Raw genomic sequence first — 8457 nt, forward strand, 5'->3', positions numbered from 1 at the left:
CCCGCCGCGGCGCGACTTCCCGCGAGGGACTCGGCGAGTCGGGCCAGGGCCATCAGTGACTCCCAGCGGTCCCGGACCGCTCCGGAGCCGGCCGGGGGCTGCGGCGTCCAGCCGTTCCCGCTGAGCACGGCGCGGACCTGGGAGGGGAGGTCGAGGGCTCCGTCGAGCAAGGTGTCGTTCTCCCCGAAGCGGGCCGCGCTGCGCAGTGCGATGCCGGCCTCGCGGACCTCGGGACGCTCGAAGAACCGCTCCGCGCCGCGCAGTTGATAGGGCACATCGGCGTCGACGAGAGCCTGCTCGTAGATCTCCGACTGGGCGTTGATGCGGTAGAGCACCGCGATCTGGCTGGCCGGGACACCGGAGTCGATCAGTTCGCGGATGCGCTTCGCCGTGCCTTCGGCCTCGGCCGGTTCGTCGGGGAACTCGGTGTAGGCCGGCTCGGGGCCCGCCTCACGCTGGGAGATCAGCTCCAGGCGGTGCTCGGCGGCACGGCCGACGGCCAGCGAGAGCAGGCCGTTGGCCAGGTGGACGACCTGCGGCGTCGAGCGGTAGTCCCGTACGAGCTTCACCACGGTCGCGTCCGGGTGCTGAACGCGGAAGTTGAGCAGATGGTCGGGAGTGGCGCCGGTGAAGGAGTAGATGGTCTGGCTGGGGTCGCCGACGACGCACAGGCTGTCGCGTTCCCCGACCCAGAGCTCCAGCAGCCGCTGCTGGAGTGGGCTGACGTCCTGGTACTCGTCGACCACGAAGTGCTGGTACTGCCCGCGGACCGTTTCGGCGATGTCGGGGCGGTCCTGCAGCACGCCCACGGTCAGCAGCAGAACGTCCTCGAAGTCGATCACCGAGCGCTCGCGCTTGAGCTGCTCGTAGAGCCCGTAGACCCGGGCGATCTCGGCCGGGTCGCGCGGGGCGTCCCGGCCCGCCTTGGCCACCACGCCCGGATAGTCCTCCGGCACCGTCCGGGTGACTTTGGACCACTCGATCTCGCCCGTGAGATCCCGCAGTTCATTGCGGTCCAGGCGGAGGCGGCAGCGGGCCGCGGCTTCGGCGACCAGCTGCACCTTGCGCTCGAGCAGTCGCGGCAGTTCTCCGCCGACCGCACGCGGCCAGAAGAACTGGAGCTGCCGGAGGGCGGCCGAGTGGAACGTACGCGCCTGGACGCCGCTCGCTCCCAGCTGGCGCAGCCGGCCGCGCATCTCTCCCGCGGCACGGCTGGTGAAGGTGACGGCGAGGACGCCGGCGGGTGGCAGGATGCCCGCGCGCACCCCGTAGGCGATCCGGTGTGTGATGGCACGCGTCTTGCCCGTGCCCGCGCCCGCGAGTACGCACACCGGGCCCCGCAGCGTGGTCGCCACCTCACGCTGCTCGGGATCGAGCCCGTCCAGCACCGCGTCGGCGTCCTGCGGAGCCGTGAAAGCGTCCTGAGCGGGGTCCTGAGCGGGGTCCTGAGAGAAGAGGGTGGAGTCCGTTGCTGCTGTCACCCCGCCATGCTGCCAGTTCGCCCGGGACACCCGGGACGGTTGTCCACAGCTGAGCTGTGATTGTCGTACACGGGCGCCTTGGGCCCGGGAATGGTCCGCCCGGCTCGCGCGTTGCGTCAGTGACCGTCGAACAGCGAAGGAGCGCGAGAGCCCATGTCGGGAAACGTGACGATGTACAGCACCACATGGTGCGGCTACTGCCGTCGGCTGAAGGGCCAGATGGAGCGCGCGGGTATCGCGTACACCGAGGTCAACATCGAGCTCGACCCGGAGTCCGCGGACTTCGTGGGCAAGGCCAACGGCGGCAATCAGACCGTGCCGACGGTGCTGTTCCCGGACGGTTCCACGCTGACCAACCCCTCGCTCGCCCAGGTCAAGGAGAAGATCGGCACCTGAGGCCACCGCGTCATGGCATGCGTATGGCGTGCGTCACGGCTTCGGCAGCCGCCCGGGCCTGGGCAGCGGCTCGCCGTACCAGAGCTCGACCAGCCGGGCCGCGATGGAGATTCCGGACAGCGGCAGCAGCTCCCCGGACTCGATCGCGGCCCGGACGTCCTCGCGGGAGAACCAGCGGGCCTCCTCGATCTCGTCCCCGTCCACCTGGATCTCCGGTGAGGTGGCGCGGGCCGTGAAGCCGAGCATCAGACTGGCCGGGAAGGGCCACGGCTGGCTGCCGACATAGCTGGCCTCGGCCACTGTGACGCCCGCCTCCTCGGCGACCTCCCGGATGACGGCGGCCTCCAGGGACTCCCCGGGCTCGACGAAGCCCGCGAGCGTGGAGAAGCGCCCTTCCGGCCAGTGCACCTGACGTCCCAGGAGTGCGCGGTCCTGCTCGTCCGTCACCAGCATGATCACTGCCGGGTCGGTGCGCGGGTAGTGCTCGGCACCACAGGCCGGGCAGCGCCGGATGTGTCCGGCGGCGGCGATGACCGTACGTTCGCCGCAGCGCGAACAGAAGCGGTGCGTGCGCTGCCAGTTCTCCAGTCCGACGGCGTGGGTCATCAGCTCGGCGTCGCGGGCCGAGAGCAGCACTCCCGCCTCGCGCAGCCCGGCCGGGCGGGCGATGTCGTCCATACGTCCCGGCAGCGCGTCCTTCTGCAGCGCGAAGTAGCGCACACCGTCCTCGTCGACACCGAGGAAATAGCGGTGTGCCTCCGTGAACGGCGCGTCGAAGGACGGCATCAGCACCAGTTCCGTGCGGCCGTCGCCGCGGTCCTCGATCAGCGCCTGCCCGCCGGAGACCACGAAGGCCCGGGTCGTCGGATGGCTCCACGCCGCCGCCAGCCATGCCTCGTCCATCCGGTGATGCGCGGCGCGGTCGATGCCGCCGGTGGCGGAAAGCGTCAGGGGGGCGTCAGCGGTGCGGTCCGTCAAGGTGGTCACGTCGGTTTCCTACTCCTCCTGCGACAGCGCTGCTGGTACGGCCGGGCGCGCGGTCTTCGTCGGAGGCCCGGACCGCGTTGTCAGGGACTGCCGGAGGCAGTGCTCGTGTCTCGAGCCTATCCGGCGTTCGGGGGACCGTCGTCACCCTCGTCGCCGGTGCCACCGAGCAGCAGCCGTTCCAGGGCGACCCGGTCCGGCAGGCCCTCGGGGCGGACCGCCTCGCCCTCGCGTACATGGAAGAAGGTGGCGGCGACGGACTCCAGCGGCACGTTCTGCTGTTCGGCCCAGGCGAGGCGGTAGACGGCGAGCTGGAGCGGATCGGCGGTGCGGGCACGCCCCGTCTTCCAGTCGACGATCTCGTACGCCGTCGTGCCGTCCGGGGCGACGTCGCGGTAGACGGCGTCGATACGGCCGCGAACGATCCGGCCGGCGAGACCGATCTGGAAGGGCGCCTCGACGCGGTACGGAGTGCGCTCCGCGTACGGCGAGCGCTGGAAGGCCGCCTTGAGTGTGGCCAGGTCCCGCTCGTCGGCGATCTCCGGCGGCTCCGCGCCCGCGCCCTCGTCCGCACCGCCGCCCGGCAGTTCGTCGGGGCCGAGCATCGGGAGCGTCAACTCCTCGAAGCGGGATTCCACCCAGGCGTGGAAGCGAGTACCGCGACGGGCGGCGGCGGGCTGGGGCGGGCGGGGCATGGGACGGGCCAGCTCGCGCGCGAACCCGTCGGGGTCGGCGGCCATCCGCATCAGCTGCGTGGCGGACATGGCGGCGGGCAGCGGAACGTCGCGCACGGTGGTGCGGGAGCGCCGCAGCTCACCCTCGAGCGCCTCCAGGTCACGGTCCCAGGAGGCGGCGAGCCGTGTCTCCTCGGGGCTGAGCCCGGCATCGGCATCGGCACCTTCGGTATCGGTAGCCGTATCGGTATCGGTATTGGTATCGGGCTGTCCGTGCGGGCTGCTCGCCAGCAGCGCCAGCACCGCGTCCGCCGCCACCCGGCGGTGAGCCAGCGCGTCCTCGTCCAGCGGCAGCGGCCACGCGCGCTCTTCCGCGCCGCCGGCGAGTGCGGGGTTCTCGGCGTCCGCCGCCGGGGCGTCCGCCCAGAGCTCTGTCTCGCCGTGTCCGGGGTCGGCTTCGCAGTGGGAGCGCAGGGCCTCCAGAAAGGCCGAGGGCCCTCGGGGCTTCTTCTGGTTCGGGCCCCACCAGTGGCCGGAACCGAGCAGCAGCGAGCGGGGGCGGGTGAAGGTGACATAGCCGAGGCGGAGTTCCTCGGTGGCCTGGTGGTCACGCAGTCGCGTCTCGTAGTCCTTGACGCCTTTCGCGGTCCACTCCGCTACGTCCGGCAGAGTGGCCGCGTCGCCGCGCAGTGCGTGCGGCAGCACCTTCGGGCGGCTCAGCCAGGACTCCCGTGCCTGCTCGCTGGGGAACTGCTTCGCCACCAGCCCGGGCACCGCCACGACGTCCCACTCCAGACCTTTGGCCTTGTGCGCGGTCAGCACCTTCACCGTGTTCTCCCCGCCCGGCAGTGAACTGTCGAGCCCCTTCTCGTACTGCACCGCGGTGCGCAGGAAGCCGAGGAACGCCAGCAGGGTCGCCTCGCCGTCGTGGGCGGCGAAACCCGCGGCGACGTCAAGGAAGTTGCTCAGCGTCTCGCGCCGGCGGGCGGCCACCGCGTGCGGGGACGCGGACAGTTCGACCTCCAGTCCGGTCACGGTCAGCACCCTGTGCAGGACGTCCATCAACGGGTCGGCCAGCGAGCGCCGCAGGTCGCGAATCTCGGCCGCGAGCCGCGCGAAGCGCACCCGTGCGGCTGCCGAGAAGGGCAGCCGGTCGTCGTGTCCGTCGGCCTCCAGGAACGTGTCCAGGGCGTCGGCGAGCGAGGTGACCTCGGCCGGGTCGACACCTTCGACCGCCGCGGCCAGCCGCCGGTCGGGGTCTTCGCCGCCGCCGTCCGCGTGCATGACCAGCAGCCGCGCGCGCCGTCCCAGCAGTGCGAGATCGCGGGTGCCGATGCGCCAGCGCGGCCCGGTCAGCAGCCGCACGAGTGCGGCGTTGGCAGTCGGGTCCTGCAGGACCTCGCACATGGCGACGAGGTCGGCCACCTCCGGCAGGTGCAGCAGGCCGGAGAGGCCGACCACCTCGACCGGGATGTCGCGGGCGACCAGTGCGCCCTGGATCTCGGCGAAGTCACCGGCTCCACGGCACAGTACGGCGATCTCTCCGGGCGGCGTGCCCGTACGGACCAGGTGGGCGAGTGAGTCGGCGAGCCAGTCCAGCTCCTCGGAGTGGGTGGGCAGCAGCGCGCACCGCACCAGTCCGTCGCGCTCGGCGCCCGGGGCCGGGCGCAGGGCTTCGACGCCCTCGTGACGTTCGCGCAGCGGCGCGGCGAGGGAGTTGGCGAGGCTCAGCAGCCGGCCGCCGCTGCGGCGGTTCTGGCTGAGGGAGTAGCGGCGCGCCGGGCTTCCGTCGGCGTACGGGAAGTGGCGGGGGAAGTCGTCGAGGTTGGCGACCGAGGCACCGCGCCAGCCGTAGATGGCCTGGCAGGGGTCACCGACGGCGGTGACGGCGTGGCCCGCGCCCTCGGGTACCGACCCGGTGCCGAACAGCCCGGCGAGCAGCACCCGCTGGGCCACGGAGGTGTCCTGGTACTCGTCGAGGAGCACGACCGGGAACTGCCCGCGCAGGATCCGGCCGACCTCCGGCACATCGCGGGCCAGGGTGGCCGCCAGCGCGATCTGGTCGCCGAAGTCCAGCAGGTCGTGTCCGCGCTTGTGCGCGCGGTACTGCTCGACCAGTCCGAGCAGTTCGGTCCTGCCGAGCGCCGCCAGGGGCACCTTGCGCAGGGCGGCGTTGCTGAGCCGTACGGTGTCCAGAGTGCCGAGCAGCTCGGTGTCGTACGAGCGGAGCCGGCCCGGGGCGACCAGATGCTCGGAGAGCTCGGAGTCGAGCGCGAGCAGGTCCTCGACGAGCGCGGCGACGGACTTGGTGAGGGCTTCGAAGGGGCCGGGGGCCGCCCGCAGCACCTTCGCCGCGAGCTGGAAGCGGGTGGCGTCGGCCAGCAGACGGGCTCCGGGCTCGATGCCGAGGCGCAGTCCGTGTTCGGTGAGGAGGCGGCCCGCGAAAGCGTGGTAGGTGGAGATCTGCGGTTCGCCCTGGGCCCCTTCGTGACCGGCGGAGCCGGGGTGAGCGGGGCCGGGTTCGGCGGGGTCGGGGTCGGTGACCCCCGCGCGTACCAGCGCTCTGCGGACCCGCTCGGTGAGCTCGCCCGCCGCCTTGTTGGTGAAGGTCAGACCGAGCACCTGCTCGGGCTGGACCTGGCCGGTTCCCACCAGCCAGACGACACGCGCGGCCATGACGGTGGTCTTGCCCGAACCGGCACCCGCCACGATCACCTGGGGAGCGGGAGGTGCCGTGATACAGGCGATCTGCTCCGGGGTGAACGGGATACCGAGGAGCTCCTTGAGCTGTTCGGTGTCGGTGAGCTGTGCGGGCACGGGAGAGACGCTAGCGTTCCCCACCGACAGCTGCCGCCGAGTGGGGGTGGTCGCCCAAGGGGTGGTGGAGCTGCCACGGCGTCACCCTCTGCGGCGGCCCGCGCCTCACTCGATGATCTGGCGTCCCTCGGACCGTGCGGAACAGGCGCCGCGGAACGTGCAGTGCGTGCAGTGCTGGCCCGGTGTGGGGGTGAAGCGTTCGTCCAGGACGCGGCCCGCGGCCGTTGCGAGCAGTTCACCGACCCATTCCCCGCCCGCCGGTTCCTCGCCGGCACTCCCCGGGCAGGCTGCCGGGGCCGGCGGATCCTGTCGCTGCACCACCGGCAGCGTCTCACCACCGTCGCGCTCGGCCGCGCCGAGCCGCAGATGCACCAGCTCCGCGCCACCCGGCTGTGGACGCCGTCCGTCGAAGAGTTCGTCGGCCGCCCCCTCGCGTACCGCCAGCTGGTAGACGGCGAGTTGCGGGTGACGCGCCACGTCGGCGGCGCTCGGCTTGGCGCGGCCGGTCTTGAAGTCGACGACGTACGCCCGCCCCTGACCGTCGTTCTCCACCCGGTCCACGCTGCCGCGGACGCGTACCGCGTACTCCCCCGCCTCCAGCGTGACGTCGAACCCGAGTTCGCTACCGACCGCCTCCCGCTCCTCGCCCCCCGTCCCTCGCCGCATGACGTGCCAGCGCAGGAATCGTTCCAGCGCCGCCCGCGCGCTCTCCTTCTCCTGCCGGGACTTCCAGGGCGCCTCGAAGGCGAGCCCGTCCCACACCGTGTCGAGCCGCTCCATCAGTACGGCGAGGTCGGCGGGGGTGCCGCCGGAGGCGACCTCGTCAGCCAGTACGTGCAGCACGTTCCCGAACCCCTGCGCGGCGGTGGCCGGAGCGTCCGCCTTCACCTCACGGGCCAGGAACCACTGCAGCGCACAGGTGTTGGCCAACTGGTCCAGCGCACTGCCCGACAGGGTGACCGGCTGGTCGCGGTCCCGCAGCGGCACCTCCGACCGGGTCGGCTCGTACAGCCCCCACCAGCGGTGGGGATGAGCGGCCGGTACGAGCGCGTGGTCCGCCTCGTCGTGCAGCGCGGCGAGCCGGGCGAGCCGCTGTGCGGCGGCCGCACGCAGGGCGGGCGTGGCGGCGGGGTCGACGGTGGTGGCCCGCAGCTCGGCGACCAGCGCCGCCACCGAGAGGGGGCGGCGGGGCCGGGAGGTGACGGCCTTCGGTTCGACGCCCAGTTCGGCCAGGAAGCGCGAGGGCTGGTCGCCGTCGTCGGCCGGTGCCCGCACGGCTGTGACGACCAGCCGGTCCTTGGCACGGGTCGCCGCCACGTAGAACAACCGGCGCTCCTCGGTGAGGAGGGCGCCGGGCGGCAGCGGCTCCGCGAGCCCGTCGAGGCCGATCCGGTCGGCCTCCAACAGCGTGCCCCGGCGCCGCAGATCGGGCCAGAGTCCTTCCTGTACCCCGGCGATGACGACCAGGCGCCACTCCAGACCCTTGGACCGGTGCGCCGTCATCAGCCGTACGGCGTCCGGGCGTACCGCCCGCGCTGTGAGGGTGTCGGCGGCGATGTCCTGAGCGTCGACCTCGGTGAGGAAGTTGAGCGCTCCCCTCCCCCCGCTGCGTTCCTCTGCACGGGCGGCGGCGGCGAACAGCGCACACACCGCGTCCAGGTCACGGTCGGCGTTGCGGCCGGCCGGGCCGTTGCGCAGGGCGGCACGCTCCAGGCGCTGCGGCCAGGGTGTGCCGTCCCACAGCTGCCACAGCGCCTCGTCGGCGGTGCCGCCGCCCGCGAGCAGTTCGCGTGCTTTGCGAAGCAGCACACCCAGCCGCTGAGCGCCCCTGGCGTACGCGGGGTCGTGCGCCACCAGCCGTTCGGGCTCGGCGAGGGCTTCGGCCAGCAGTACGTCGGAGGGGCGCGGGACGCTCTCCCCGGCCGCACGTTCCTCCTCGCGCAAGGCCCGCCCGAGCCGTCGCAGATCCGCGGCGTCCATGCCGCCGAGCGGCGAGGTGAGGAGAGTGAGCGCGGTTTCGGTGTCCAGCCAGGGGGGAGCCGGGGCAGAAGGTGCGGGGGCGGTCCGGTCGGGGTCGGTCCGGTCAGGGTCGGCCGGGCCGGTGG

5 protein-coding genes are annotated in these 8457 nt (G+C 72.7%); 1 reads left to right on the forward strand and 4 read right to left on the reverse strand.

Annotated elements, in window-relative coordinates; all coding sequences use genetic code 11:
• Positions 1–1511 (reverse strand): ATP-dependent helicase (locus tag ACRDP3_RS26415; protein WP_431519523.1); only part of this gene is annotated, 1511 nt, incomplete at its 3' end.
• Positions 1512–1634: 123 nt separating this feature from the next.
• Here ACRDP3_RS26415 and ACRDP3_RS26420 point away from each other — a divergent pair.
• Complete coding sequence (locus ACRDP3_RS26420; protein WP_431519524.1) at positions 1635–1877, forward strand: mycoredoxin; 243 nt, start codon at positions 1635–1637, stop codon at positions 1875–1877.
• A gap of 33 nt (positions 1878–1910) precedes the next feature.
• On the opposite strand, the gene nudC is transcribed toward ACRDP3_RS26420, so the two are convergent.
• The 3 genes from nudC to ACRDP3_RS26435 form a co-directional block, all read right to left on the reverse strand.
• Positions 1911–2864 carry an NAD(+) diphosphatase gene (nudC, locus tag ACRDP3_RS26425; protein ID WP_431519525.1) on the reverse strand — a complete coding sequence of 318 codons (954 nt, stop codon included), beginning with the start codon at positions 2862–2864 and terminating at the stop codon, positions 1911–1913.
• Between the two features lie 116 nt (positions 2865–2980).
• Positions 2981–6352: a UvrD-helicase domain-containing protein gene (locus ACRDP3_RS26430; protein WP_431519526.1), complete on the reverse strand. Its 3372-nt coding sequence runs from the start codon at positions 6350–6352 to the stop codon at positions 2981–2983.
• 105 nt (positions 6353–6457) lie between these two features.
• Positions 6458–8457 (reverse strand): PD-(D/E)XK nuclease family protein (locus ACRDP3_RS26435; protein WP_431519527.1); only part of this gene is annotated, 2000 nt, incomplete at its 5' end.

Source organism: Streptomyces sp. (assembly GCF_050698815.1).
In the GTDB taxonomy this organism is placed as follows: domain Bacteria; phylum Actinomycetota; class Actinomycetes; order Streptomycetales; family Streptomycetaceae; genus Streptomyces.

Bases quoted from the DNA above. Each gene is read 5' to 3' on its own strand.
- ACRDP3_RS26420 (WP_431519524.1), top strand. From the start codon at position 1,635: ATGTCGGGAAACGTGACGATGTACAGCACCACATGGTGCGGCTACTGC.